A 24,660-nucleotide genomic window follows, 5' to 3' on the forward strand; every position below is an offset into this window, starting at 1 on the left:
GCGGCTAGGCCGCGACTGCTTCGGCAGGCGCTTCGGCGAGTGCGTCCTTCAGAGCCTTGGCGAGGTCGGTCTTTTCCCAGGAGAAGGACCCGTCGCGGCCGGCCTTGCGGCCGAAATGACCATAAGACGACGTCTTGGCATAAATCGGCTTATTGAGATCGAGATGGCGGCGGATGCCGGACGGCGACAGATCCATCACGGTGCGCAGCGCCTGCTCGAGCTTTGCCTCATCGACCCTGCCGGTGCCGTGCAGGTCGACATAGACCGACAGCGGCTGGGCCACGCCTATGGCGTAGGAAAGCTGGATGGTGCAGCGATCGGCGAGCTTCGCCGCCACCACGTTCTTGGCGAGGTAGCGGGCCGCATAGGCCGCGGAACGGTCGACCTTGGTGGTGTCCTTGCCGGAAAAAGCCCCGCCGCCATGAGGCGCAGCACCGCCGTAAGTGTCGACGATGATCTTGCGCCCGGTCAGGCCGGCGTCGCCGTCGGGCCCGCCGATGACGAACTTGCCTGTCGGGTTGATGTACCAGTTGCAGCTGTCGGCGATCTTCAGGTTGCCCAGCGCCTCGCGAATATAGGGTTCGACGACGTTGCGAACCTTCTTCGAATCCCAGTTGGCGTCGAGATGCTGGGTGGACAGCACGATCTGCGTCACTTCCGCCGCCTTGCCGTCGATATAGCGGACGGTGACCTGGCTCTTGGCGTCCGGCCCGAGCCGGCCGGCATCGCCGTTGCCTTCATGGCGCGCGGCGGCCAGCAGTTCGAGGATCTTGTGGCTGTAGTAGATCGGCGCCGGCATCAGATCCGGGGTCTCGCGGCAGGCATAGCCGAACATGATACCCTGGTCGCCGGCCCCTTCCTCGCCTTGCCGGTCGGAGGCATTGTCGACGCCCTGGCCGATATCCGGCGACTGGCCATGCAGCAGAACCTCGATCTTTGCCGTCTTCCAGTGGAAACCAGCCTGTTCATAGCCGATTTCGCGGATCGCCTTGCGGGCGGCCGACTTGAACTTGGCCGGATTGACGAGCGGATGACCGGCGGCATCCATCAGGATGTTGCCGCCCTTGTCCTTCTTGAGCAGGGTCTCGGGGACGCGCACCTCGCCGGCGATGACGACGCGATTCGTGGTCGCCAGCGTTTCGCAGGCGACGCGGACCTTCCAGGGGTCCATGCCGGTCTTTCTGGCCTCGCGATAGACCAGATCGACGATCTCGTCGGAGATACGGTCGCAGACCTTGTCGGGATGACCCTCGGCAACGGATTCCGAGGTGAATAGATAGTTTTGCCGCGTCACGGGTGTCCCCTCTTGAAAAATCATCGGCACGCTGCCGATTGGCGCGCCACGTGTTAGCTGTGTCGAGCAGCGCTCGTCAAGCGGTGGGCACCATTATGTTGTACCACTTTGACCGCCGGCAGGAGGCCGCCAGCCTGCTTGGCTCCAGCACGTGCTTTAGCTTCAACACGTTGATGGAGAAAGACTTTGAGCATGGCTGTCGAGCAAAATCGATCCGCCCTCCTGCACGCCTGCGGGATGTAAATTCCACGATGCGCGAGATCGCAAGAAATTGCCTGCCCGCAATGACGGCTTCGCTATCTTCGACTTTTCAACCGCTACCCAATCAATCGACCCAGACCAATCTGCGTAATCAATCGACTGCGTCGGAGGAAAGGGCCTTCACAAGCTCGATAACCTTGCGGCGTATCTTCACGTCGGTGATCTTGACGAAGGCCCGGTTGAGTTGAAGACCTTCAGGACTGCCGCAGAATTCGACGGCAGAAGCCATTGATGCATCCTCGGCAAATCCGCGGTTGCCCACGGCCTCCTGGCCCGGCGCGTCCTCGAAAAAGAAAGCGACGGGCACACCCAGTATCGAGGCGATTGCCTGCAAACGGCTGGCGCCAACGCGATTGGTACCCTTTTCGTATTTCTGTATCTGCTGAAACGTTATACCGAGGTTCTCGCCCAGCTTTTCCTGGCTCATTCCCAACATATTGCGACGAAGCCTGATGCGACTTCCCACATGGATGTCGATAGGATTCGGCTTCTTCTTGTTTTCTTCTGCCATTTTTTCCTCGCCGAATTTTTCCGGCTTTTTGTGTTTTTTCTGCCCAAAACGAAGCCGGCGGCCAGTGCCCCAACAGAACCGACGTGCTGACTTCGAGAAATTTCAGGCGGTTACAGTATGAGTTTCTAATGTGTCGACTGTCAATTCGCCCGTAGCCGTTGCCTTACATTCATTGTGAAAGCGGCGAGAGCGAACAGCAACATGATCATCAGTCCATTAATGCGTCTTTGGCTGGAAGAAACGATGGCTCGATTGGAAATCGGCACGTGGACATCGATGGCTCCGCGGGCGTCGATTGCCAGCGCGTCAAGGATGTGTCCGCGCGGATCGACGACAGCGGAAATGCCGTTATTGGCTGCACGCAACAATGGCACCCCGTTCTCCACCGCACGAATCTGCGCCTGCCTGAAATGCTGGTACGGACCCGGCGTGTCACCGAACCACGCGTCGTTCGTGACATTCACAATAAGCTCAGCTGACGTTGCGTCAACCGCCACCAGATCGGGAAAGATGACTTCGTAGCAAATGAACGGAAGCACACGGATGCCGCCGGGCAACGCGATCGGGTGCCGCTCATTGCCCGCCGCGTAGGTTGTCGGCCCGGCGACGAGTTGTTTGAGCCCCAAGCGGCCAAGCAGGTCGGCAAAAGGCAGATATTCGCCAAAGGGCACCAGATGAACCTTGTCGACTGCATCGGCGATTTGACCCTTGTCGTCGATTGCCACCACCGAATTGTAGTACCGCCTGTCGGCATCTTCCGCCGACCCGCCTTCCTCCCGGACGACGCCGGCGATCAGCGTCTGGCCGTCGCCAAGCATCTCTCCCAGCGCGGTCAGCGCATCGGGACGTTCGGCGAAAAAAAACGGCACGGAGGTTTCCGGCCACAGGATCAATTGCGGCTTGGCATGACCATTCTCTGGCGCCTTGGCCGAAAGCCCCATCAGTGTAGCGAAGATCCGGTCGGGCACTGAAGGGTCCCACTTTTCGCTGAGGTCGACGGCCGGCTGCACGATGCGGACGTCGATTGCGCGGGTTGCGGGTTCGACCTTGGCAGCAAGCCTGACAGAGCCGAAGCCGACATGGGCCGCGACGAGAACGGCAGCCAGTGCACCCCCCAGGCGGACATGCCGGCGCGCCGCAAGCAGGGCCGGCAAGGCAAAGACGAAGACCGCCAGCGCGTTGATGCCGACCATGCCGGTCACCGACACGCTCTGCATAAGCAAGGGCACCGGCATCGCCGCGTAGCCGACGGCATTCCAGGGAAAGCCGGTGAACAGAAAGTCGCGCAGCCATTCCGCCAAGCCGAAGCCGAAGGCAAGGGCGGCGATGCGGCCGATGTCGTTGCTCCACAGCAGCCGGGCAACCGCTGTCGCGAAGCCATAGAAAAAGGCGAGCGCCAGCGGAATTCCGACCACTGCGAAGGGAAGCGCCCAGGCGAAACTGTCGGCCTCGACTAGGAGTGCTGAGCCGATCCACCACAATCCGGCGAGAAAATAGCCGAAGCCGAACCACCAGCCGACGGCGAAGGCCGGCCGCAAATGCCGGAACCAGCCATCGGAGGCTTCGCCGGTTGCGCCGTCGAGGAGCCAGACCAGCAGCGGAAACGAAACGAAACAGACGGCGAAGAAATCATAAGGCGCCTGGGCAAGAACCGCCAGCGCACCGGCAAGAAACGCCACAAGCGCGCGGCGCCAGCCCCACAGCAGAATTATCCGGCCGGCCAGGCGCTTCATCGATGCTTCCGAGTCGTGCGAATCACGGCAGAAGATTTATCAGGCCGCAGTCCACGCTCCAAACGGCCATGCTTCAGCCAGACTGCCGGATTAGGTCTGCTGGATAGGTGGGGCGACTGACGCCGGCAAGATAAGTGTCGCATGTGAATTGTCGCGCAGACCGCACGTGCCGGTGTATCACTATAATGCGCGTGATAGAAATGCGTTCAGCCGCTCCAGCACGAGATCCGGGGCTTCGAGCTGAGGCAAGTGACCGACGCCAGGTAATGTTTCGAACGATGCCTGCGGGATCAGCGCATGAAGCGCTTGGCCTCGCTCCAGCGGGATCCATGGATCGTCGTTGCCCCAAATTATCTTTACCGGACACCTGATATCACCGAACAGCGGCTCGACTTCGGCGGTATATTTTTCGTCGGCTTGCGCGAATTGCCGATAGAAGCTTCCTCGTCCCTCCTCGGCAAGCCACGGCTCGACAAGTTTCTCGAAATCTCCGGGCGCGATGTCATTTACGATCGCCCCCTTGATGTATGCTTCCACGAGCGCTCTGTGGATATGCGGCGGCAGGCCCAGAAAGGCATCCACATGGCGGCCGACATGATCGAAGAACTCCGATCCCCAAGGGCGCATGGCAACGACATTCATCAGGACATACCGCTCGAAGTCGCAGCCATGCAGCAAATGCGCCCGTAGCGTCGTCGCTCCGCCGAAATCATGGGCAACAACGGTGGGCTGCTCAAGGTCCCAATGCGCGAGCATCTCGGCGAATACTTCTCCTTGCACATCGAGTGAGGTGCGCTGCTCCGCGCCTTTGTCGGATCGCCCGTATCCGGGCATATCGTACCAGTGGACACGATACCGCCTTGCAAGATCTGGAATAATCCGATGCCATGAGAACGAAGACCACGGCCAGCCGTGAGCCAGCACAAGCGCGGGTCCACGACCAAATTGACCCGCTGCCACAGCGCCCGCGGATGTTTCCACGGTCTCCTCGAGTTTCCACGACATCAGACATTCTCCTAGTACTCAGGACAGCGTCCGAATTGGTTCGCAAACCATGTAGTTCGAGACCGCTTCCGACCCATTGCTGAAATTCAGCCCGAGGATTCTAGTCGGTGCCAGCCTTCAATCTGCAGATCGCCCAGCCGTTCAGCCTCCTCGCGTGGAACAAAGCGTGCGGTCTGGGAAAATGTCCAGACGTGACCTTCAGGATCGCGCGCCCTGTACTGCCGTTCACCGTAAAACTGGTCAGCCGGCTCCTGGACGATCTCGGCTCCCGCCGTAGGCCGTCCTTGAGGCGCACATAAACCGACTGCGTGTTCTTGCCGGCGACCGACGCGGGACTGGCTACATGGTCGGCCCATTCGGAATCGACGATCATATAGCCGTCACCGAACCGCATCTCGGAATGGACGAGCCTGTCATCAGCGTCGCTGACCACCATGCTCGGCTCGAAGCCGAAAGCCTTTTCAAGCCAGATCAAGGCGGCGCGCGGATTCCTGTAGAATATGCCGGAGCCCAAGGTTGAGCGCTTGAACGGATCGTCGACCATCATCGGGCGAGCGGCGTCTTTCAAGCCTGCTCGGCGCGGACGGCGCGCCGCCGGCGCTCGCTTTTCTGGGTCTCCACGATGCGCACACGCTTGACGCGGCGTGGATCGGCGTCGAGCACATGGAATTCGAAGCCGGGGATGGCCTGCACCACTTCGCCGCGTGCAGGGACCCGGCCAAGCGTGTTGAAGATCATGCCGCCGATCGTGTCGACATATTCGCCATGCTCGCCGGCGGCAAAATCCTCGCCGATCATCTTGGCGACATCGTCGATCTCGGCCTTGCCGTCGACAACGAACACGCCCTCGCCGGTCTGGGTGATCATCGGCTCGTCCTCGTCGTGCTCGTCCTCGATGTCGCCGACCACCATCTCGACGATATCCTCGAGCGAGACCAGACCATCGGTGCCGCCATATTCGTCGATGACCAGCGCCATCTGGGTGCGCATCGCCTGCATGCGCCCCATCAGGTCGGAGGCGAGCATCGACGGCGGCACGAAAAGCACCGGGCGGATCAGGGTCAGGTCGCCGATGGTGCGCGTGAGATCGACCTTGGCGAGATCGAGAAGCGTGGCAGGGGCGGCTTTCCTGGTCGTCCTGCTCTTTCTGACGCGGGCCAGCTTGGTGATGTGAGCGAGCACGTCCCGGATGTGGACCATGCCACGCGGGTCGTCGAGCGTCTCCGAATAGACCGGCATGCGGGAATGGCCGGACTGCTCGAACAGTCCCAGAAGATCGCCCAGGTTCGTCGTGATCTCGACCGCCTCGATGTCGGCGCGCGGCACCATGACATCCTCGACGCGAACCTCGCGCAGGCGCAGAATGTTGTTGAGCATGGCCCGTTCGCCGGGCGAAAAGGCGCCGGCATCGCTCGCCGTTTCGGCAAGCGCGTCGGCGATCTCCTCGCGCAGGCTGGTGCCGTTGCGCTGCCTGAACAGGCCGAGCACGCGATCGAACAGGGAAGGACCGGCAGGCGATGGCTCGCTGGCGAAGCTGCCGGTCGTGGTACTCGGACTAGAGTCCTCTTCCGTCTGTTCGGATGGCTTGGTCGCACTGCCGGCGTCTGGGTGGGCGGCAGTCTCTGGTTTGTCGTTCATCGTCGTCCGGTCATTTGATCTTTTTAGTTACGCGTAGGGATCGGGAATGGCAAGCCTTGCAAGTGCTGCGCGTTCGACGGCTTCCATTTCTTCGGCCTCGGCGTCGGTCTCGTGATCGTAGCCCAGCAAATGCAGCAGGCCATGGATGACGAGATGGGTGATATGGTTGTCGACAGGCTTGTCTTCCAGTGCGGCTTCCCGCGCGACCGTCTCGGCGGCCAGCACAATGTCGCCGAGCATGGGCGGCAGCGGACGGCCCTTGGCGAGCGGAAAAGCCGGGAAAGACAGGACGTTGGTCGGTTTGTCCTTGCCGCGCCATCCCGCATTTAGACTGCGGATGTGGGCATCGTCAGAAAAAACGATGCTGAGCTCGGAACGGCCGGCCGCGCCGGTTTCGGCAAACGCGGCGGCAACGGCGCGATCGACCAGCCGCGTCAGCGCGGCCTCATCGGGCCAGTCGCCCGCTTCGACTGCTATATCGATGTCGACGGGGACCGGAAGATCCCCGCCTACAGATTTTTTGTCCTCAGCCATAAGGCTGCATCTTCAGCCTTCGGCGCCCAGGCCCCGGGCCAGCTTGCCGTCGCGGTCGTAGGCCTTGACGATCTCGGCGACCAGCGGATGCCTGACGACGTCGCCTTCGTTGAAGCGCACCGTCACCATGCCGGTGACGCCGTCGAGGATCCTGAGCGCCTCGACCAGACCGGATTTGGTGTTTTGCGGCAGGTCGATCTGGGTCGGATCGCCGGTGACGATCATGCGCGAATTCTCGCCGAGACGGGTCAGGAACATCTTCATCTGCATCGGCGTGGTGTTCTGCGCCTCGTCGAGGATGACGGCGGAGTGCGCCAGCGTGCGGCCGCGCATGAAGGCCAGCGGCGCGATCTCGATCACCTCGGCGGCAATCGCCCGCTCGACCTTGTCGGCCGGCATCATCTCGTAAAGCGCGTCATAGAGCGGCCGCAGATAGGGATCGACCTTCTCCTTCATGTCGCCGGGCAGGAAGCCGAGCCGCTCGCCGGCCTCGACGGCAGGCCGCGACAGCACGATGCGCTCGACCATGCCACGTTCGAGCAGCATCGCCGCATGCGCCACCGCCAGGAAGGTTTTTCCAGTGCCAGCCGGGCCGATGCCGAAGACGAGCTCGGATCGCTCCAGCGCGCGCATATAGGCGTCCTGGTTGAGCGAGCGGGCATAGATCGTCTTCTTGCGCGTCGATATCTGGGCGGCTGACACCTTGCCCTTGCGCTCCAGCGTCGGCAGCGTCAGCTGGTCGTCGGCGGCGATCGCCATGCGCACGGCGCCGTCGACGTCCGACTGGCCGATGTCAGCGCCTTTCTGGAGAATGCCGTAGAGATTATCCAGGGCGCGGCGCGCCTGCTCGGCGGCCGAGGCGGAGCCCTTGATGGTCAGCTGGTTGCCGCGCGAGCGGATATCGACGCCAAGCTTCTGCTCGAGCCTGGCCAGATTCTCGTCGAACTGGCCATAAAGGGCGCTGGCAAGCTTGTTGTTGTCGAAAGTCAGAACGATGTGCGCCATATCCGAAGCCCCCGATGGTAGGTTCTGGGGCAGGTTCTTCACTTCCGCAGCGCTCAACCGTCTCTCCTCATCTGCCGAGACCTTCAGGCCAATTCGGCGAACAGGCTGTTGTAACCCGTCTTCGTGATTCGTACCTGGATAATCTCACCGATTTCGCCGGACTTTTCATCAACAATAACCGGCTGCAGCCACGGTGAGCGGCCGACCTTCTGGCCAGCCTGGCGGCCCGGCTTCTCGATCAGCGTGTCGATGGTGCTGCCGACCAGGCTGGCGCCGAACTCCTGCTGCTGGGTCAGCAACAGCGCCTGCAGTCGCTGCAGGCGCTCGTCCTTGACCGCTTCCGGCACATGATCGGCCATTTCCGCGCCCGGCGTGCCGGGGCGCGGCGAATATTTGAACGAGAAGGCCGAGGCATAGTTCACCTGGTGGACAAGGTCCATCGTCGCCTCGAAATCCGCATCCGTCTCGCCGGGGAAGCCGACAATGAAGTCGCCCGAAAGCGCGATATCGCTCCGTGCGGCGCGGATCCGGTCGAGCAGCGTCAAATAATCTTTTGCCGTATGCCTGCGGTTCATCGCCTTGAGGATGCGGTCGGAGCCGGATTGCACAGGCAAATGCAGATAGGGCATCAGCGCCGGCAAGTCACGGTGAGCGGCGATCAATTCGTCGTCCATGTCGCGCGGGTGGCTGGTGGTGTAGCGCAACCGCGCCAGCCCGGGAATCTCGGCCAGCCGGAACAGCAGGCGGCCAAGACCCCATTCCTCGGTCTTGCCCCCTTTGGCTTCGCCTTCGCCGTGCCAGGCATTGACGTTCTGTCCAAGCAGCGTCACCTCGCGCACGCCGGCTTGCGCAAGCCGCTCGGCCTCGGCGACGATCTGCGCCACCGGCCGCGACACTTCCGAGCCTCTGGTATAGGGCACCACGCAGAAGGTGCAGAACTTGTCGCAGCCTTCCTGCACCGTCAGGAACGCGGTGACGCCGCGCCTGATGATCTCGGCGCGCTTCGGCTGCGGCAGATGCTCGAACTTGTCTTCGATGGCGTAGTCCGTCTCGACGATCTTTTCGCCGCCGCGCACCCGTGCCAGCACGTCGGGCAGCCGATGATAGGTCTGCGGGCCGATGACCAGATCGACACAAGGCGAGCGGCGGATGATCTCGGAGCCCTCGGCCTGCGCCACGCAGCCGGCGACGCCGACCAGCATCTCGCGGCCGGCCCGAGCCCGTTCGGCCTTCATCTCACGAATGCGGCCGAGTTCGGAATAGACCTTTTCGGCGGCTTTCTCGCGGATATGGCAGGTGTTGAGCAGCACCAGATCGGCCTCGCCGATCGCATCCGTCGCAGTATAGCCGTTGGCGGCCAGCGCGTCGGTCATGCGCTGCGAATCGTAGACGTTCATCTGGCAGCCATAGGTCTTGACGAAGACCTTCCGGCTCGCGGCAGGCGGCGCGACCGCAGTTTCGGTCGCAGTATCGATGTCGTCCCGTTCGATCGCGTTCAATTCCATCTGGCGGCTTCTAACGCCTTTCCCCGACAAAAAACAGACGATTCTGCCTTACAGCGCCGCGCCTCCTTTGGACGCGCAAAGCGCTGGAGCTTTTCCGGCTTACCGGCTCGGGCGCGGATCGGCGAGCGCCGCCTGCACCATATCACGCACCTGACTTTCCATCAGCCTGGCCGTTTCCTTGCGCCTGGAGCCCTTGGAGAAGGCGACCGGCTCGCCGAAATGCACTTCGACGTCGAGCCCGCCCTCCGCCATCAGCACCTTGAGATGCGGCATCAAATCCTCGTCGCCGATCCAGGCGGCAATCGGCCGGTGCCTGCGGCCGAGCGGCACGCCGTGCAGGCGCGTATAGACGATCGCCACCGGCTGGATGAAGACCGTTTCGGCCGCCCCTTCCGAAATCGCCATCGAGGCGGCGCCGAACAGCGTGCTCTTGAACGGCAAGATCATGTTGCCGTCGCTGGTCGAACCTTCGGCAAACAGCACCATGGCGTCGCCCTTGGCCATGCGGCTGGCAATCTCGCTCGCCTGGTCGCCCGACGAACGTTTGCGCTCGCGCTCGATGAAAACGGTGCGCTGCAGCTTCGACAACATGCCGATCAACGGCCAGCCGGCCATGTCGGCCCTGGCGATGAACGTCACGTCGGCCATCGACCCCAGCACCATGATGTCGGTCCATGAAACGTGGTTCGACGCAACCAGTAACGGGCGCTGATTGGACAAGGTCCCCTTGACGTGGATGCGCATGCCGAGCGCCCGGATGATGAGCCGGTGCCAGATCTTCAGGATGAACGTCTCGCGCCACAGGCCGGTCTTCATCGACAGGATCTGCAACGGCACGAGGATCAACGAGCCTGCGACAACGAGGCCCAGCGCCAGGAAAATCCTGATTTTTCCGATCATTCGCTCTTGGCCCTGTCCCGAGTTCTGGCTAGAGCGACGCGTCCAACTGGACGTCCAAGCACGCTCTAGCGCTTTTTAATCTGCGCATCTCAACCTGCGCATCGTGCTTTCCGAGAATCGGTTCCGATTTGCGGGCCGATGCGCTAGCGAAGATCGCGGCGCATGACAAGCGCTCCGGTCGGGCCGTGCTCGGGCGATCTGTAGTAGTTGGCACGTTTGCCGACCTCGCGGAATCCCAGCCGCCGATAGAGCGCGATCGCGGCGACGTTGGTCTCGTCGACCTCGAGGAAAAGCGCCTCGGCGCGTTGCGCATGCAGTTCGCGCAGCACCGCATCCATCAGTTGCCAGCCAAGGCCCTGGCGGCGATGGGAGCGCGCCACCGCGACAGTCAGGACCTCGCCTTCGCCGGCCGCCAGGCGCGCCAGCACGAAACCGACCGGCGGCTTGGCACCCTGGCCGGTCTCGCGCGCGGCATAGCCGAACACCGTGTCCTGCTCGATCAGCGCGGCGAATTCGTCATCACTCCACGGCCGGACGAAATCCTCGCGATGCAGCACCGACAGGGCCGCACTGTCGGCGACCGTCAGCGGCTCGAGCGCAAAGTCCCTGCGGCGCGGCTGGAGGAAAGGAATGCGCATCAGTTTTTCTTCCCGGCTTTCTTCCTGGACAGGATAAACCCGGCCTGCGGCTTGGCGTCAGCTCCGCGCAGATAAAGCGGTTTCGGCTTTTCGCCTTCACCCTTGGTAGCGGCCAGCCGGGCATAGATTGCGATATCCGTAGTGGCGCTTGTCGGGCCGACGTCGAAGGCGCGCCCGGCCGATGCAGCAATTTGCGTGGCCGCGGTGCCGGCCAGAACCGGAAACCCGTCAACCGCCATGGCGGCGGCTTGCGAAAGCGTGGCCACCGCGGGACCATAAATCAAAACGGATGCTTCGTCGTAAAGCGCTGCATGGATCTCCTCGCGGCCGGCGTCGAGCGCGGCCAGCACGGCGCGGCCGGGAAATGTCTCTTTCGCCTGCGCCGCCAGCGCTTCCAGCGTCGTCACCCCGATTGCCGGGATTTTCAGCGCCAGCGCCAGGCCCCGCGCCGCCGAGACGCCGACGCGCAGGCCGGTGAAGGAGCCCGGGCCGGTGGAGACAGCGATGGCGCCAAGACCGGCATAGTCGGTGCCGCCGGTCGTCAACGCCTCTTCGATCACAGCCATCAGATGTTCGGCATGGCCCTTGCCGAGATCGAGCACCGAGCGGCCGAGTTCCTTCCCGGCCGCCGCGTCGTAGACACAGGCGGCGCAGAGATTGGCGGCACAATCGATGGCAAGCAACTTCATGAGACGGCCGGTTGGCAGCGCCCGCTTGGGGCACAGGGGGTTCGAAAGACAATTTCCCTGTGCCTGCCATGGCTCGTCCCTGCAAGGGGATAATGCATAAATCGTTTGGCGGCTTCGCTTCGACCTCGCCCAAAAGGAGGTAACTCTCGGCGACCAAAACCGTCAATGAACCAGTGCCGCACTATGCGGCCTGGTCGATGCGCAGCATGTGATTGTCCCAGACATAGTCCGGCTCGGACCGTGTCGCGCCGCCGGCTTGGGCTATCTGCCCCGTGCCGGTCGTCGCCATGAAGCTCGCCCCGTCGGGCGCCACGCCGCAGACCTCGGCCAGTGCGCTGGTGGCGACGATCTGGCCGCTGGCCGCATCGATGATGGCAAGCGAGTTGCCTTCCGGCGAGGACACCGCGACGGTACCGGCAGCAGGGTTGGCGGCGACCGAGCCGATGTAATTCCTGAAGCCGGACAGCACGTCCTGCGGCATGTCGAGCAGTTGCAGAGCCTTGCCGCGCGCGGCGCGGCCGACCAGCAACGGACGATCGCCGCCCGGCCCCCTGTACTGGCAGCCGAACCAGACCGCGCCGGATTTGTCGGTATCCATATGCCGGATCGAAAGCTGGTGCAGCGCCGGCGGCAATTCGTGCTTTTCGACAAGGTCGCCGGTAAGGCGGTCGACCAGCACATAAGATGGCTTCATCGTCGCGATGTTGAGCTCGGCGCGGCCATAATCGGGATGCGTCTCGATGCCACCATTGGCGACGGCAATCGTCCTGCCATCGCCGAGCAGCAGCAGCTCGTGCGGACCCATGCCATAGGTCGGGAACTCGCCAACGCGCTTGAATTTCGCACGCGCGTCATAGACGCCGACCACGCCGGCGGCATTGTCGAAATCGTTCTCGGTGGCGTAGAGCAGCGCACCGTCGGTCGAAAACACGCCGTGGCCGAAGAAATGCCGGCCACTGATGCTGGCAATGGTCAGCGGCTCGTCGCGGCCGGTATGGTCGAACACGACCGCGAAAGTGCCGGGCTGCCTGGCAAAGACCACCGAGCGTTTCGACAGCGGATCGAAGGTGACGTCGTGACCGCGGGCGGGCAGGTCGATGGCATGCAGCACCTTGCCGGCCTCGGACAGGATCGCCGCGCCATAGCTGCCGTCGCGCTTGACGAAAGCGGTGGCGAAGACGGCGTCGGCGGCAAGCGTCTTCGCCCATGCCGACGGCGCCATCGCGGCAACAAAGCCTGCCCCGGCAGCCCTCAGGAAGTCGCGGCGGTCGATCAGCGACGTTTTCAGAATCAGTCTCCGTCGAGCGACGAGAACCCGGCGGTCAGGCCGAATTCGGCGGTTAGCCTGGTGCCGATGAGGGTCGACAGGCTGGATGTCACAAGCGAGAAGTGGTCGAGCTTCTGGCGCAGCGCCGGATCGGCAAGCGCCTTGTCGATCGGGCCTCTGATGGCGGTGGCGTCGGCGGCGCCGTTGACGAGTTGGATGTGGATCGATTCCGCCATCCAGCGCGCATCGGGCGACAGCGCGTCGCCAAGCTGCGAAGCCTGGAACAGAGCGTCCATGCCCGAAAGATTTCCGGTCAGCGAACGCGCGGTGTTTTGTGAACGCCAGTAGATCGCCTGTTTCGGCTTGTCGGCCTGCGGGCTACTGCCCAGAAAACCTTTCAGGCGCACGTCACGGACCATCTCCAGTTCGTTGATGAAGACGCCGACCAATTCGGTCACCGCTTCCGTGCCGTCGCGGTAGAGTGCGTTTTGCGGCCCCGGATTGGCCCAAAGTGCTGCAAAGCCGTCCGGCTTGTTCCAGGCGTCGCTGACCTCGGCGACAATCGTTTCGATGTTGCCGGCGACGGCCGCGCCGTAAGCGCAGCGATAGGGATCGTCCTTGCCGGCGAGCCGCTCGGCGCCATCGCCGTAAAGCACGAATTCCAGCGCGCCGAGCCCTTGCATGGCAACGCTCTTTGTCGCCAGATGGGCCGGATCGGCGGCGGTCCGGTCTTTACTGGCCAACGCCGCCTGCACCTGCCTCAGGCCGATGCTCTTGCGGTCCGGCCAAAACAGCATGCGTTCCAGCCGGTTGTTCTGCGTGATCGGTCCGATGCGGATGATCTCGACGACCGACCAGGCATCCACGGTGCCGGAGAATTCGGCGCGCGCCGCATCGAGATGGTCCTGCGAAGGCGCGTCGCACAGCGTGCGCACTGCCTTGCTCAGGCTGTCGGCATGGTCTTGCAGGCGTGCATAGGCCGGGCGGACAAAGCCGTCGATTGCTCGCTGGATCACGTCGGAAGCCTTCACCGCTGCGGACGCCGGCAATGCGCCGGCGAGGACCAGCGGGAGAACCAGGACAAACGCCAGACGCTTCGACATCACAACGACTCCAGGAATTTGACCAATGCGGCGCGATCGGGCGCGGCGGCGGCGGCAAAGCGGTCGCGCGCCTTCTGCCCCTCGCCGCCATGCCACAGGATCGCCTCAGTCAGCGTGCGCGCCCGCCCGTCGTGCAGGAAGAAGTTGTTGCCGTTGACGGTCTGGGTAAGACCGATGCCCCACAGCGGCGGCGTGCGCCATTCGCTCCCGCTGGCATCGCCCACCGCTTGCCCGTCGGCGAGGCCCGGCCCCAAGTCGTGCAGCAGAAAATCGGAATAGGGCCAGATCAGCTGGAAGGCCTGTGCCTTGTTGGGCGTGCCGCGGCGGGTGACGAATTTCGGCGTATGGCAGGAAATGCAGCCCATGTCGTAGAACAGCTTCTTGCCGGCCAGCACATCGGGCTTGTCGAGATCGCGCCGCGCCGGCACGGCGAGGTTTTGCGAATAGAAGGTGACCAGGTCCATGACCGGCGGCGGCGCCTCGACCGGGCCGAGGCGCTTCTGGACGCCGTTGGCCATGGCAAGGCAGTTCTTTTCGGCCGCGGTGCAATCGCCCCAGTGGTTCGGCACTTCCGGCGTCGAAATGCCGATGTCGCCGGCAAATGCGTCCGCCGCTTGCTGGCGGATCGAAGGGGTCTGCGCCTTCCAGCCAAAGCGGCCGAGCGTCGGCTCGCCTCTGTGGCCGTCGCGCACAATATTGGGCTTTCCGGAGATGCCGTCACTGTTGCGATCGTCCGGATCGGCACTGGCGAGAATGTCGGCCGGCGCGATTTGCTCGACCAGGCCGAGGCCGATCATCGGCGGCGTCAAGCGCGGCGAAAGCGTGGTGTGCGGATCGAGCGGCCCGTTGGCAAGATCATCGACCGAATAGCTCGGCTTGCGCAGCCAAACCACGGTGCCGTCCGGCAGCGTGACTTTTTGCTCCTGGTAGACGACGCGCATCCTGCCTTCGCCGCGAAGGCCCGGAACGGCCAGTTCCTGCAATTGCGAGCCGTAGACCGGATCAGGGAAGTTGAGCACCTTGCGGGCGGCGAGCGCTGCTTTCTCCTCCTCGGTGCTCGCCTGCCGCGCCAGCCGCAGGAACATCGAGGTGGTGCCGCTGTCGGCTTGCGGCGGATGACCGCGACCGTCCTTCAGATGGCAATTCTGGCACGCCCGCTCGTTGAACAGCGGACCAAGCCCGTCCGATGCCTGCGTCGACGAGGGCGACGACACCCAGTTCTTGCGGAAAAGAGCATTGCCGAGCTTGAAGGTGCCTTGTTCCTCGAAAGTGATATTGGCGGAAGATTGCGAGAAAGCGTCCTTGTTGGCGCCTTTCCGCGACGTGCCGGCGCCGCCCTGCATCGGCTCGAACTGCTCGGGCTTGGAGAAATCCCTGGTCGGCCTGGCGATGGCAATGACGCGCGCCAGATCCTTCGGCGTCAGATCGGAACGGCTGGTGGCGAGACCCGCCGGTTCGGGCGCGCCGGCCAGCGCCGAGGCGGTCAGCGCGACCACTACGGCAGGCGAAAGCCGGCGAAGCCAGCCGTATCGCGGGTTGTGCTGGGACGGCAGGCCGCAATCCTCGGCCCGCCGCAAGCGGCGCAAGTAGTCTAAGCGGCGCCGCATTCCCGCATGTCCCTAATCCGCCTCGTCGGCCGATGCGGCGTTGAGCTGGCCGTATTTTTCCTCGCCGATCGAGGCGAGCAGGTCGAGTTGCGTCTCGAGGAAGTCGATGTGACCTTCCTCGTCGGACAACAAATCCTCGAACAGCTTCATCGTCACATAGTCACCTGCTTCGTCACAAATCTCGCGCGACCGTTTGTAGGCAGTGCGCGCGTCATACTCGCCGGCAAGATCCGATTCGAGCACTTCCTTGACATTCTGTCCGATGCGCAGCGGCGCTACCGACTGCAGGTTCGGATGGCCTTCAAGGAAGATGATGCGGGCCACGAGCCGGTCGGCATGGTGCATCTCCTCGATCGATTCCGCGCGTTCCTTCTTTGCCAGCTTGGCGTATCCCCAGTCCTCCAGCAGCCGGAAATGCACCCAGTACTGATTGACTGCTCCAAGTTCCAGAAACAGAGCTTCGTTAAGCCGCTCTATGATCTGTTGTTCGCCTTTCATGGGTTCTGCTCCCGTATTGGACGCGCAGGCCTCTGACGCGATCCAGGTGTGAAACGACGTCCACGCCGCTCGCCTCCGAGCGGGCGTGGTAAGTTTCGGTTACCCGAATGATCGTTTCGACCACATTTGGGAAGCAGCCGCAACAGCGACCACGCTTCTGCATGGCATGATAGATCTTCGCCGGCACGATAAGCTGCCAGGGATCCTGATCCAGCAGCCCGACGATCGTCTGCTCAATCTCCTTCTCGGTGATGATGTTGCAATGGCAGATCAGCATTATTTGCTCTGTGTGGCTGACGGCGCGTGCTCGGCGCCATGTGGCTTATTTTCTTGGTGGAGCCTGGACTTTCGGTTCGGGCTCCGGGCATCGACGCCTTACTGAAACACCTTGTCCGGCGCATCGAGGCTGTCCGAGCCCTCGAAGGCTATGGCATTGAGTTTCAGGGTGCCGACGGCGCGTTCGATCGACTTGGTCTGGTCGACCAGCGCGTCGATCGCCGCCTGCACGGTGGCGTTGCCTTGCGTATTGCCTTCGCCGATCTGCTGGTCATAGGCCTCGCCGCCAAGCGCTCGCGCCTTGATGGCTTCCATCTTGGCGACGGTGACATCCAGCTTGTCCGACAGTTCCTTGTCGACCGCCGGATCGGCCTCCTTGACCATGTCGGATACCGACGGTCCTTCGACGACGGTGCCGTCGAGGCGGGTGTAGTTGCCCTTATAGGCGGCGTGAATGCCGACGGCATCGTAGAGATGGGAATCGTAGGTGTTGTCGGAGAAGCAGTCATGCTCCTCTTCCGGGTCGTGCAGCAGCAGGCCGAGCTTCATGCGCTCGCCGGCGAGTTCGCCGTAGGACAGCGAGCCCATGCCGGTGAGGATGGTCGAGATGCCGGCTTTCGGCTCGCCATCGACAAGGTTCTTGCGCGCGGCGCCGCCTTCCTTCCAGTCGTTGACCATGTCCTGCAGATCGGAAACCAGAAGCTCGCTCGCCGACTTCAGGTACTGCGCGCGACGATCGCAATTGCCGCCGGTGCAGTTGGCGAGGTCGTAGTCGGTATAGGGCCGTTCGCCAGCGCCCGGGCCGGTGCCGTGCAGGTCCTGGCCCCACAGCAGGAATTCGATGGCGTGATAACCGGTCGCCACATTGGCCTCGATGCGGCCGGCCTCCTGCAGCGTGCCGGAGAGGAACTCGGGAGTAAGATTGGTGGCGTCGATCTTCTTGCCGTCGATCTCGATCGACTTGTTGGCGATCACATTGGCGGTATACAGCGCATTCGCGTCCGACTCGGTGCCGTAGTTCTCGGCGACATAATCGATCAGGCCTTCGTCCAGCGGCCAGGCGTTCACCTTGCCTTCCCAGTCGTCGACGATGGCGTTGCCGAAGCGATAGACTTCGGTTTGCTGATAGGGAACGCGCGACGCTTTCCAGGCCTCGCGGGCGGCGGTGAGCGTTTCCACCGAAGGCTTGGCGAGCAGCGCGTCGACGGCCTTGCCGAGCGCCTGCGCCGCGGTCAGCGAATCCTCATATTTGGCGAGCGCAATATCGGAATAGGTCTTGATGACCGCCTTGGCATCGGTTTCCGCCTTGGCCGGCAGCACGAATATCGCCGCCGTCAAGGCCACCGTGGCGCCGATCGCTGCAAGCCTGCTGCCATATCGCGCCGTGATCATCGCTCTCATGATTGTCATCTCCCTCGGGAATTCAGTGAAAATGCCGGCGCCAAAGGCGCGACGGCAGGCAATCGGCGCCAAGGCAGGTCCATGCCATTGAGCGAGATACAGGCCGCGGCATAGCGCGGTTTGCGGAAGAAAGACATCGAAATGCCTCCAATCGAAAGGGTTCAAGGCCCAGACATCAAAGGGATGCACTTGACGCGCACGCTTCCATAAAGCGATGAAGGTGCCGGAAGTCAACCAATTTCAGACAGAAAAGCCAATTGAAACAACAGTTTAGAATTATTCTAAACTGCAAGTATCAACTTTAGCCGTATTTGCCGCGCCGCCGTCGAACGAACGATTGACAGACCGCCATTCCGGGTGCGACCCGCAAGGGTGGTCTTGCGGCGGCGTCAGACAATCGCCACTTGGCGAGACGTCCTAGACTTTGATAACGCCTAGGAGAGACGAGGAATTGGGGCTGCGATGAAAAACGGTGTGGTCATTGTCGGTGCGGGTCATGCGGGCGTGCAAGCGGCCGCCAGCCTGCGCGAGGACGGCTACGACGAACCCGTGATCCTCATCAGCGATGAGGACGAACTGCCCTACCACAAGCCGCCGCTGTCGAAGACCTTCATCAAGGATCAGGAGGCCAGACCGCAGCCGCTGCGCGGCGAGGCTTTTTATACCGGCAGCGCGATCGACTACCGGCCGGGCGTCCGCATCGATCGCATCGATGCCGGCGGCCGCAGGCTGGAGCTATCGGATGGCGGCACACTGCCGTTCGACCGGCTGATCCTGGCGACCGGTTCGCGGCCGCGCATGCTGTCGCTGCCGGGTTCGGATTTTTCGGGCGTGGTGTCGCTGCGCTCACTCGCCGACGCGCGCCTGATCCGCGAATTGAGCGCGCAGAGCGAGGATGTCGTCATCCTCGGCGGCGGCTTCATCGGGCTGGAGATCGCCGCGACGCTCACAGCGGCCGGCCGCAAGGTCATCGTGGTCGAGGCGGTCGACCGGCTGCTCGGCCGGGCGGTGGCGCCGATCATCGCGCGCCATGTGCGGCAGCGGCTGGAAGCGACCGGCGTGCGCATTCTCAGCGGCACCACGATTGCACGGCTCGAAGCCGAGAACGGCCATGTCTCGGCGGCAATCACCGCATCCGGCGAGCGGCTGCCGGCGCAGATGGTCATCATCGGCATCGGCGTCGTGCCGAATGTCGAACTGGCGCAAGCCGCCGGCATCACTATCGCCAACGGCATCCGCGTCGACCAGCAGATGCGCACGTCGGTGCCCGAAATCCTCGCCATCGGCGATGCCGCCTCCTACCGGCACTGGCTCACCGGCGGCGATGTGCGGCTGGAATCGGTGCAGAATGCGACCGACCAGGCGCGTCTTGCAGCACGCACCGTTGTCGGCCATGCGGACGCCTTTGCGGCGGTGCCGTGGTTCTGGTCCGATATCGGTGACATCAAGCTGCAGATGGTCGGCCTGATTTCGGGCGGCGACAGCCATGTCGTGCTGGGCGACGTCAACGAGAACCGGTTCTCCATCTACCACTATGCTGGGAATCGTCTGCTCGGCATCGAATCGGTCAACCGGCCTGGCGACCACATGCTTGGCCGCAAGATGCTCGGCGCCGGCTTTTCGCCGACGCCGCAGACGGTTGCGACGGGACCGGACGGATTGAAGGCGGCGCTCGCCGCTTTCCAGCAGGTAGAGCCCGTCCGCGCCGCCGAATAAGGATGTGTTGATGCCGGCGAACGGCGGTTTTCTGCGCTGATCCTTCCCTTCTCCCACAACAAGGGAAGAAAGATCCGCTCAGGCGGCGCGGACCTCGCGGATCGAGCTTTCCAGGATGTCGAGCGCTTCGTTCATGACGCCGTCCTGGATGGTGATTGGCGCGAGGAAGCGGATGACGTTGCCGTAGACGCCGCAGGTGAGCAGGATCAGGCCCTTGTCGAGCGCCTTCAGCCGGACCGCATTGGCGATCTCGGCCGACGGCAGGCCCTTCTTCACATCGTTGAACTCGACAGCGTTCATGAAGCCCGGGCCTCTGATATCGACGATCTCCGGCGTGTCGTCGCGGATCGATTGCAGCCGCTGCTTCAGCCGGTTGCCCAGCGTGTTGGCGCGGTCGCAGAGCTTTTCCTCTTCGATCACGTCGAGCACGGCATGCGCCGCGGCAACGCCGATCGGGCTGCCGCCATAGGTGCCGCCGAGCCCGCCGGGGCTGGGCGCATCCATAATCTCGGCGCGGCCGGTGACCGCCGACAGCGGGAAGCCGCCGGCAAGGCTTTTGGCCATGGTGGTGATGTCGGGCGCCACCTCGTGATGATCCATGGCGAACATCTTTCCGGTGCGGGCAAAACCGGTCTGCACCTCGTCGGCGATCAACAGCATGCCGTGCTGGTCGCAGATCTTGCGCAGCGCCGTCATGAAGTCGCGCGGCGCCTCGTAAAATCCGCCCTCGCCCTGCACCGGCTCGACGATGATGGCGGCGACGCGGGCCGGATCGACATCGGCCTTGAACAGCCGGTCGAGCGCGGCCAGCGAATCGGCGACCGTGATCCCATGCAGCGCCACCGGGAACGGCGCGTGGAAAACATCGGCCGGCATGGCGCCGAAGCCGACCTTGTAGGGCACAACCTTGCCGGTCAGCGCCATGCCCATGAAGGTGCGGCCATGGAAGCCGCCGGCAAAGGCAATGACCGCCGGACGGCCGGTTGCGTTGCGGGCGATCTTGATGGCGTTCTCCACCGCTTCGGCACCGGTGGTGACGAAAATCGTCTTCTTGTCGAATTTGCCCGGCAGCAAGCCGTTCAGCCGTTCGGCCAGCCTGACATAGCTCTCATAGGGCACCACCTGGTGGCAGGTATGGGTGAAGCGGTCGAGCTGCGCCTTGACCGCCTCGATCACCTTGGGATGGCGGTGGCCGGTGTTGACGACGGCGATGCCGGACGAGAAATCGATGTAGCGACGGCCCTCGACATCCCAGATTTCCGAGTTCTCGGCGCGGTCGGCATAAATCTGCGTGGTCATGCCGACGCCGCGCGAGATCGACTGGTTCTTGCGTTCGGAGATGGCTGAGTTCTTCATGATGTTCCCTCACCGGGCCGGCGCCCGTTCTCGGTTGGTGGTGGTTCAGATTTGTTCTGGCGTTATTTCATGTTTTCCTCAAGTTGGCACCGTCGCCGGGTCATTGGGCCTGCCGCCGCTAAGGTCGCATTCCTTCGCGACGCGGACAGCTGATTTGACTCACGCAGTCCGCACAAACCCGTCGCTCGCCCTGAGCAAATTGCGCGTATAATCCTTGCTGACGCGGCGCTCGACGAGGTCATCAGCGGTGAGATGCTCGACCGCCTCGCCGTTCTGCATCACCATCAGCCGCTCGCACATATGGGTGATGATGGCGAGGTCGTGGCTGACCATCAGGAAGGTCAGCTTGCGCCGCCGCCGGATGTCTTCCAACAGGTTGAGCACCTCCGCCTGCACGGAAGCGTCGAGCGCCGAGGTCGGCTCGTCGAGCAGCAGGATCGCCGGTTCGAGGATCAGCGCCCGCGCAATCGCCACCCGCTGGCGCTGGCCACCCGACAATTGATGCGAATAGCGGAAGCGGAAGCCGGTGCCGAGCCCGACCTCGTCGAGCGCCCGCTGGATGCGTTTCTCGCCATCGGCAAAGCCGTGGATGGCGAGCGGCTCCTGCAGCAGTCGGTCGACGGTTTGGCGCGGATGCAGCGAGCCGTAGGGGTCCTGGAAGACCATCTGCACCTCGCGATAGAAGGCCTTGTCGCGGCGCTTGCCGAGTTTTTTTCCGTTGACGGTGATGCTGCCCGAAGCGGCCGGCGCGAGGCCGGCGATCGCCCGCAGCAGCGTCGATTTGCCGGAGCCGGATTCGCCGACCAGGCCGAAGGATTCGCCGGATTGCACTTCGAGGCTGACACCCTTCAGCGCGCGAAAGCGGTCGAAGACCACCTCCAGCCGGTCGACAGAAAGTGCTGCCGTCATGCCGCCCACTCCGGCTTGCGGTCGAGCACCGGCAGCGGGTGACGGTCGGCGCCGATCTTGGGCATGCAGTTGAGCAGGCCGCGCGTGTAGGGATGCTGGGCGCGGCCGAGCTCCGACGCCTTGAGCTGCTCGACCACCCTGCCGGCATACATGACGATCACCCGGTCGCAGAACGACGAGACCAGGCGCAGATCGTGCGAGATGAAGATCAGGCCCATGCCGCGCTCGCTGACCAGCCTGTCGAGGATGCCGAGCACGTCGAGCTGAACGGTGACGTCGAGCGCCGAGGTCGGCTCGTCGGCGATCATCATCTCCGGCCCGGCAATCAGCATCATGGCGATCATGGCGCGCTGGCCCATGCCGCCCGACACCTCGTGCGGATGCAGGTCGAAGACACGGGCGGGATCGCGGATCTGCACCGCCTCCAGCATGGCGAGCGCCCGGTCGCGGGCCTCCGCCTTGCCGACCTTCTCATGCGTGCGCAGCGTCTCGACAATCTGGCGGCCGATGCTCATCACCGGGTCGAGCGAGTATTTTGGATCCTGGAGGATCATGGCGATGCGCTTGCCGCGCAGCGCCCGGCGGTCGCGGGGCGAGGCCGCGAGCAGGTCGGTGCCGTCGAAGGCAAGTTTCCTGGCCGTGACCTCGGCCTGCGGCGGGGTCAGGCCCATGATGGCGCGGCCGGTCTGCGACTTGCCGGAACCGCTCTCGCCGACGATGCCGAGCCGTTCGCGGCCGAGCGAGAAGGAGACGCCGCGCACCGCCTCGATCCGGCCGGTGCGCGTCGGGAAGGTGACGCGCAGATCGTCGACCTCGAGAAGCGTGCTCATTGGTCACCACTGCGGGGGTCGAGCGCGTCGCGCAGGCCGTCGCCGAGCAGGTTGAAGCCGAGGCTGACGAAGAGGATGGCAAAGCCCGGTGCACCGGCCACCCACCATTGGTCGAGCACGAAGCGGCGGCCCGACGCGATCATCGCGCCCCATTCCGGCAGCGGCGGTTGCGCGCCGAGGCCGAGGAAGCCGAGACCGGCGGCGGTCAGGATGATGCCGGCCATGTCGAGCGTCACCCTGACGATCAGCGAGGAGATGCAGAGCGGCATGATGTGGCGCAGCACGATGCGGAACGGCGAGGCGCCCATCAATTGCACCGCCTTGATGTAATCCGAATTGCGCAAGGTGAGCGTTTCGGCACGCGCGATACGGGCGTAGGGCGGCCATGAGGTGACGGCGATAGCGAGCACCGCATTCTCGATGCCGGGGCCGAGTGCGGCGACGAAGGCCAGCGCCAGGATCAGCTTCGGAAAGGCGAGAAAGATGTCGGTGATACGCATCAGGATCGCATCGATCCAGCCGCCGGCATAACCGGCGACGGTGCCGACCAGCAGGCCGATAGGAGCGGCGATGACTGCGACGAGAATGACGACGTAAAGCGTCCATCGCGAGCCGAAGATGACGCGCGAAAGGATGTCGCGGCCAAGGTCGTCAGTGCCAAACCAGTGCTCGGCACTTGGCGCCAGCAGCCGCGAGCCCTTGAGGTCGCCGAATGTCGGCGAATAGGGCGCCAGCACATTGGCAAAGGCGGCGACCACCAGCAAAGCGATGATGATGAGCAGGCCGAGAAACGCCAGCCGGTTGGCTGAAAAGCGCCGCCACGCGACATAGGCGCGGCCGAGCCTGGCCTGCATGCGCGACGCCGGCCGCTCGCTGAGCAGCCAGTCGCGGCGGCTCTGGATTGCTTCAGCGCTCATCGTACCTTGGTCCTTGGGTCGAGCACCCGGTAGAGCAGGTCGGACAGGAGATTGATGCCGATGAACACCGAGCCGATGATGATGGTGCCGCCGAGCACGGCGTTCATGTCGGCGTTCTGCAGGGAATTGGTGATGTAGAGGCCGATACCCGGCCAGGAAAACACGGTCTCGGTGAGCACCGAGCCTTCGAGCAGACCGGCATAGGAGAGCGCGATCACGGTGACCATCGGCACGGCGGCGTTGCGCAGCGCGTGGCCCCAGATGATGCGTGTTTCCGACAGGCCCTTGGCGCGCGCCGCGACGATATATTCCTGGGCAAGCTCGTTCAGCATGAACGATCGCGTCATCCGGCTGATATAGGCGAGCGAGAAATAGCCAAGCAGCGAGGCCGGCAGGATGATGTGGCGGAAGGCATCGCGAAACACATCCCACTGTCGCTGCCACAGCGCATCCAGGAGATAAAAGCCGGTGATCGGGGTGAAGGTGTATTCGTAGACGATATCGAGGCGGCCGGGAAAAGCCACCCATTGCAGCCTGGCGTAGAACAGCACGAGCGCCAGCAGTCCCAGCCAGAAGATCGGCACGGAGTAGCCGACCAAGCCGATGATCCGCACGATCTGGTCGATGATGCTGCCGCGCCGGACCGCGGCCAGCACGCCGAGCGGCACACCAAGCAAAGCACCGATCAGCGTTCCCAGCGTCGCCAGCTCGATCGTCGCCGGAAAGGCGCGGCGGATGTCGGTCATGACAGGATTGGTGGTCAGCACCGAGGTGCCGAAATTGCCGTTCAGGGCATTCTTCACATAGATGTAGAACTGCTCGATCAGGGGCAGGTCGAGCCCCATCTCGCGGCGGGTGCGCTCGACGACATTGGCCGGCGCCCGGTCGCCGAGCACCGCCAGCACCGGGTCGATCGGGATGACCCGGCCGATGAAGAAGGTTACCGCGAGAAGTCCGAGATAGGTGGTTATCGCGATGACCAGGAAACGGGCGATCGACGAGGCGACAGCGACAGCACGGGCGCTGCCGCGCCCTGCGGTCGCTTCGCTTTCAACAGTACTCATGCG

The 24,660-nt window shown here is 63.5% G+C and carries 23 protein-coding genes and 1 pseudogene; 1 reads left to right on the forward strand and 23 read right to left on the reverse strand.

Annotated features, from left to right (window positions below):
• Positions 1–4: 4 nt before the first annotated feature.
• From metK to AC0L2M_RS21780, 18 genes and pseudogenes are all read right to left on the reverse strand, one after another.
• On the reverse strand, positions 5–1,318 hold the full coding sequence (metK, locus tag AC0L2M_RS21695; protein ID WP_473535844.1) for a methionine adenosyltransferase: 1,314 nt from the start codon (positions 1,316–1,318) through the stop codon (positions 5–7).
• 328 nt (positions 1,319–1,646) lie between these two features.
• Entirely contained in the window at positions 1,647–2,066 is a 420-nt protein-coding gene (locus AC0L2M_RS21700) for a helix-turn-helix domain-containing protein (protein ID WP_023802110.1), read from the reverse strand.
• Between the two features lie 140 nt (positions 2,067–2,206).
• Positions 2,207–3,799 (reverse strand): apolipoprotein N-acyltransferase, encoded by a 1,593-nt coding sequence (gene lnt, locus AC0L2M_RS21705; protein WP_128174035.1) that lies wholly within the window; start codon positions 3,797–3,799, stop codon positions 2,207–2,209.
• A 180-nt stretch (positions 3,800–3,979) separates the two neighbouring features.
• On the reverse strand, positions 3,980–4,804 hold the full coding sequence (locus AC0L2M_RS21710) for an alpha/beta fold hydrolase (protein ID WP_473535845.1): 825 nt from the start codon (positions 4,802–4,804) through the stop codon (positions 3,980–3,982).
• 86 nt (positions 4,805–4,890) lie between these two features.
• Positions 4,891–5,351 (reverse strand): annotated as a pseudogene (locus AC0L2M_RS21715) (VOC family protein).
• Between the two features lie 17 nt (positions 5,352–5,368).
• Positions 5,369–6,442: a hemolysin family protein gene (locus AC0L2M_RS21720; RefSeq protein WP_023802107.1), complete on the reverse strand. Its 1,074-nt coding sequence runs from the start codon at positions 6,440–6,442 to the stop codon at positions 5,369–5,371.
• A gap of 27 nt (positions 6,443–6,469) precedes the next feature.
• Positions 6,470–6,976 (reverse strand): rRNA maturation RNase YbeY, encoded by a 507-nt coding sequence (gene ybeY / locus AC0L2M_RS21725; protein ID WP_091600007.1) that lies wholly within the window; start codon positions 6,974–6,976, stop codon positions 6,470–6,472.
• A 12-nt stretch (positions 6,977–6,988) separates the two neighbouring features.
• Complete coding sequence (locus tag AC0L2M_RS21730) at positions 6,989–7,981, reverse strand: PhoH family protein (RefSeq protein ID WP_287305617.1); 993 nt, start codon at positions 7,979–7,981, stop codon at positions 6,989–6,991.
• Positions 7,982–8,064: 83 nt separating this feature from the next.
• Positions 8,065–9,486 carry a tRNA (N6-isopentenyl adenosine(37)-C2)-methylthiotransferase MiaB gene (miaB, locus tag AC0L2M_RS21735; protein WP_473535846.1) on the reverse strand — a complete coding sequence of 474 codons (1,422 nt, stop codon included), beginning with the start codon at positions 9,484–9,486 and terminating at the stop codon, positions 8,065–8,067.
• A gap of 99 nt (positions 9,487–9,585) precedes the next feature.
• On the reverse strand, positions 9,586–10,386 hold the full coding sequence (gene olsA / locus AC0L2M_RS21740; RefSeq protein WP_023802103.1) for a lyso-ornithine lipid O-acyltransferase: 801 nt from the start codon (positions 10,384–10,386) through the stop codon (positions 9,586–9,588).
• A 143-nt stretch (positions 10,387–10,529) separates the two neighbouring features.
• Positions 10,530–11,024, reverse strand: a complete 495-nt coding sequence (gene rimI / locus AC0L2M_RS21745; protein ID WP_023802102.1) for a ribosomal protein S18-alanine N-acetyltransferase — start codon at positions 11,022–11,024, stop codon at positions 10,530–10,532.
• Complete coding sequence (gene tsaB / locus AC0L2M_RS21750; protein ID WP_128169850.1) at positions 11,024–11,713, reverse strand: tRNA (adenosine(37)-N6)-threonylcarbamoyltransferase complex dimerization subunit type 1 TsaB; 690 nt, start codon at positions 11,711–11,713, stop codon at positions 11,024–11,026. Before tsaB ends, rimI begins: the two co-directional genes overlap by 1 nt.
• Before the next feature lie 181 nt (positions 11,714–11,894).
• Entirely contained in the window at positions 11,895–13,001 is a 1,107-nt protein-coding gene (locus tag AC0L2M_RS21755) for a DUF1513 domain-containing protein (RefSeq protein ID WP_473535873.1), read from the reverse strand.
• A 2-nt stretch (positions 13,002–13,003) separates the two neighbouring features.
• Complete coding sequence (locus AC0L2M_RS21760) at positions 13,004–14,083, reverse strand: imelysin family protein (RefSeq protein WP_023802099.1); 1,080 nt, start codon at positions 14,081–14,083, stop codon at positions 13,004–13,006.
• Positions 14,083–15,690 (reverse strand): di-heme oxidoreductase family protein, encoded by a 1,608-nt coding sequence (locus tag AC0L2M_RS21765; protein WP_473535847.1) that lies wholly within the window; start codon positions 15,688–15,690, stop codon positions 14,083–14,085. Before AC0L2M_RS21765 ends, AC0L2M_RS21760 begins: the two co-directional genes overlap by 1 nt.
• 12 nt (positions 15,691–15,702) lie before the next feature.
• A complete protein-coding gene (bfr, locus tag AC0L2M_RS21770) occupies positions 15,703–16,188 on the reverse strand; it encodes a bacterioferritin (protein ID WP_023802097.1) in 486 nt (161 codons plus the stop codon).
• Entirely contained in the window at positions 16,154–16,465 is a 312-nt protein-coding gene (locus AC0L2M_RS21775) for a (2Fe-2S)-binding protein (protein ID WP_128174042.1), read from the reverse strand. The genes bfr and AC0L2M_RS21775 overlap by 35 nt, the downstream gene beginning before the upstream one ends.
• 98 nt (positions 16,466–16,563) lie before the next feature.
• Positions 16,564–17,856 (reverse strand): imelysin family protein, encoded by a 1,293-nt coding sequence (locus AC0L2M_RS21780; RefSeq protein WP_473535874.1) that lies wholly within the window; start codon positions 17,854–17,856, stop codon positions 16,564–16,566.
• A 471-nt stretch (positions 17,857–18,327) separates the two neighbouring features.
• Here AC0L2M_RS21780 and AC0L2M_RS21785 point away from each other — a divergent pair, with 471 nt between their 5' ends.
• On the forward strand, positions 18,328–19,581 hold the full coding sequence (locus AC0L2M_RS21785) for an NAD(P)/FAD-dependent oxidoreductase (RefSeq protein ID WP_287248476.1): 1,254 nt from the start codon (positions 18,328–18,330) through the stop codon (positions 19,579–19,581).
• Positions 19,582–19,659: 78 nt separating this feature from the next.
• On the opposite strand, the gene AC0L2M_RS21790 is transcribed toward AC0L2M_RS21785, so the two are convergent.
• From AC0L2M_RS21790 to AC0L2M_RS21810, 5 genes are all read right to left on the reverse strand, one after another.
• The gene (locus AC0L2M_RS21790; protein WP_128247975.1) at positions 19,660–20,937 is read right to left on the reverse strand and encodes a 4-aminobutyrate--2-oxoglutarate transaminase; all 1,278 of its coding nucleotides are present in this window, start codon (positions 20,935–20,937) and stop codon (positions 19,660–19,662) included.
• 159 nt (positions 20,938–21,096) lie between these two features.
• Complete coding sequence (locus tag AC0L2M_RS21795; RefSeq protein WP_287068179.1) at positions 21,097–21,846, reverse strand: ABC transporter ATP-binding protein; 750 nt, start codon at positions 21,844–21,846, stop codon at positions 21,097–21,099.
• The gene (locus tag AC0L2M_RS21800; protein WP_287068180.1) at positions 21,843–22,676 is read right to left on the reverse strand and encodes an ABC transporter ATP-binding protein; all 834 of its coding nucleotides are present in this window, start codon (positions 22,674–22,676) and stop codon (positions 21,843–21,845) included. The genes AC0L2M_RS21795 and AC0L2M_RS21800 overlap by 4 nt, the downstream gene beginning before the upstream one ends.
• Positions 22,673–23,593, reverse strand: a complete 921-nt coding sequence (nikC, locus tag AC0L2M_RS21805) for a nickel transporter permease (RefSeq protein WP_473535848.1) — start codon at positions 23,591–23,593, stop codon at positions 22,673–22,675. The genes AC0L2M_RS21800 and nikC overlap by 4 nt, the downstream gene beginning before the upstream one ends.
• On the reverse strand, positions 23,590–24,657 hold the full coding sequence (locus AC0L2M_RS21810; protein WP_023802089.1) for an ABC transporter permease: 1,068 nt from the start codon (positions 24,655–24,657) through the stop codon (positions 23,590–23,592). The genes nikC and AC0L2M_RS21810 overlap by 4 nt, the downstream gene beginning before the upstream one ends.
• Positions 24,658–24,660: the final 3 nt, after the last annotated feature.

The sequence above is a fragment of the Mesorhizobium sp. WSM4806 genome (assembly GCF_055811635.1).

Coding starts and splice junctions, on each gene's coding strand:
- AC0L2M_RS21800 (WP_287068180.1), bottom strand. CDS start 22,676: ATGAGCACGCTTCTCGAGGTCGACGATCTGCGCGTCACCTTCCCGACG.
- AC0L2M_RS21720 (WP_023802107.1), bottom strand. CDS start 6,442: ATGAACGACAAACCAGAGACTGCCGCCCACCCAGACGCCGGCAGTGCG.
- AC0L2M_RS21760 (WP_023802099.1), bottom strand. CDS start 14,083: ATGTCGAAGCGTCTGGCGTTTGTCCTGGTTCTCCCGCTGGTCCTCGCC.
- bfr (WP_023802097.1), bottom strand. CDS start 16,188: ATGAAAGGCGAACAACAGATCATAGAGCGGCTTAACGAAGCTCTGTTT.
- ybeY (WP_091600007.1), bottom strand. CDS start 6,976: ATGGCTGAGGACAAAAAATCTGTAGGCGGGGATCTTCCGGTCCCCGTC.
- AC0L2M_RS21730 (WP_287305617.1), bottom strand. CDS start 7,981: ATGGCGCACATCGTTCTGACTTTCGACAACAACAAGCTTGCCAGCGCC.
- tsaB (WP_128169850.1), bottom strand. CDS start 11,713: ATGAAGTTGCTTGCCATCGATTGTGCCGCCAATCTCTGCGCCGCCTGT.
- AC0L2M_RS21790 (WP_128247975.1), bottom strand. CDS start 20,937: ATGAAGAACTCAGCCATCTCCGAACGCAAGAACCAGTCGATCTCGCGC.
- lnt (WP_128174035.1), bottom strand. CDS start 3,799: ATGAAGCGCCTGGCCGGCCGGATAATTCTGCTGTGGGGCTGGCGCCGC.
- rimI (WP_023802102.1), bottom strand. CDS start 11,024: ATGCGCATTCCTTTCCTCCAGCCGCGCCGCAGGGACTTTGCGCTCGAG.
- AC0L2M_RS21700 (WP_023802110.1), bottom strand. CDS start 2,066: ATGGCAGAAGAAAACAAGAAGAAGCCGAATCCTATCGACATCCATGTG.
- olsA (WP_023802103.1), bottom strand. CDS start 10,386: ATGATCGGAAAAATCAGGATTTTCCTGGCGCTGGGCCTCGTTGTCGCA.
- AC0L2M_RS21780 (WP_473535874.1), bottom strand. CDS start 17,856: ATGATCACGGCGCGATATGGCAGCAGGCTTGCAGCGATCGGCGCCACG.
- AC0L2M_RS21710 (WP_473535845.1), bottom strand. CDS start 4,804: ATGTCGTGGAAACTCGAGGAGACCGTGGAAACATCCGCGGGCGCTGTG.
- nikC (WP_473535848.1), bottom strand. CDS start 23,593: ATGAGCGCTGAAGCAATCCAGAGCCGCCGCGACTGGCTGCTCAGCGAG.
- metK (WP_473535844.1), bottom strand. CDS start 1,318: ATGATTTTTCAAGAGGGGACACCCGTGACGCGGCAAAACTATCTATTC.
- AC0L2M_RS21775 (WP_128174042.1), bottom strand. CDS start 16,465: ATGCTGATCTGCCATTGCAACATCATCACCGAGAAGGAGATTGAGCAG.
- AC0L2M_RS21795 (WP_287068179.1), bottom strand. CDS start 21,846: ATGACGGCAGCACTTTCTGTCGACCGGCTGGAGGTGGTCTTCGACCGC.
- miaB (WP_473535846.1), bottom strand. CDS start 9,486: ATGGAATTGAACGCGATCGAACGGGACGACATCGATACTGCGACCGAA.
- AC0L2M_RS21765 (WP_473535847.1), bottom strand. CDS start 15,690: ATGCGGCGCCGCTTAGACTACTTGCGCCGCTTGCGGCGGGCCGAGGAT.
- AC0L2M_RS21810 (WP_023802089.1), bottom strand. CDS start 24,657: ATGAGTACTGTTGAAAGCGAAGCGACCGCAGGGCGCGGCAGCGCCCGT.
- AC0L2M_RS21785 (WP_287248476.1), top strand. CDS start 18,328: ATGAAAAACGGTGTGGTCATTGTCGGTGCGGGTCATGCGGGCGTGCAA.